We start from the raw sequence: 726 nt of genomic DNA on the forward strand, positions 1-726 counted from the left end.
CTTGGCCAGTGGTCCAACAAATTGCCCACAACCGGTTCCAGGTGGGACATGGAAATTCAATTCAGAGGTTGACCTCGACTGGAGACATACGCCAGGAACGTCGTATCAGCAGATGCATAAAGGATTAGACGAGGCATTTACTCGAACTGGCGTACCAAAAAATGAATTTACAGTTACCAAGTGGGGTAAAGACCAATACGGAAAATCTTATCCTACGGAATGGCGCGTACTAGAGGGCAAAAATAAGGGTGCAGAGGTGAACATCGATGATCCTCGTCTCGTTCCATCCACCGACGGTCCTGCAGACCCTCATGTCGGGTATCAAACGCCTGGCAAACGGGGTACAGGTGGGGCTGTTAGAGGACATATTTTGTTAGAATCCGTGCCTGTATCACGCGCGAGAATTGGAGACCCTCAATGAACTACCTAGAAAAAGAAATAGACTCAACATTGGCAGAGCAGTCCTTAGCGCATGAGAAACTATGCGACGATGAACTGTCTAAATTAATCACCAGGCTAACAACATTATTTTTTTTTCCCTGAAACAAAGGGTCTCGACCCTTACCACTTGAAGAACACTCAAAAAAAACAACGATCCAAAGAATTCTGGAAAAAAGTCGACAAAGCTCCAAAATTTTGAAAAACCAGATTCCTTAACTATTCTAAGACAGTAAGATTCATGCTTGGAAGCTAGAAACCTCTGCAGATCTTAAAATGCTATTTTCC

At 44.1% G+C, this 726-nt stretch carries 1 protein-coding gene; it reads left to right on the top strand.

From position 1 onward, the window contains the following. A partial coding sequence (locus HT737_RS30615) for a polymorphic toxin type 47 domain-containing protein (protein WP_306287333.1) occupies positions 1 to 421 on the top strand: 421 nt, incomplete at its 5' end. Between the last annotated feature and the right edge of the window lie 305 nt (positions 422 to 726).

The organism is Pseudomonas sp. MD195_PC81_125 (assembly GCF_014060985.1).
GTDB classification, from domain to species: Bacteria; Pseudomonadota; Gammaproteobacteria; order Pseudomonadales; family Pseudomonadaceae; genus Aquipseudomonas; species Aquipseudomonas parakoreensis.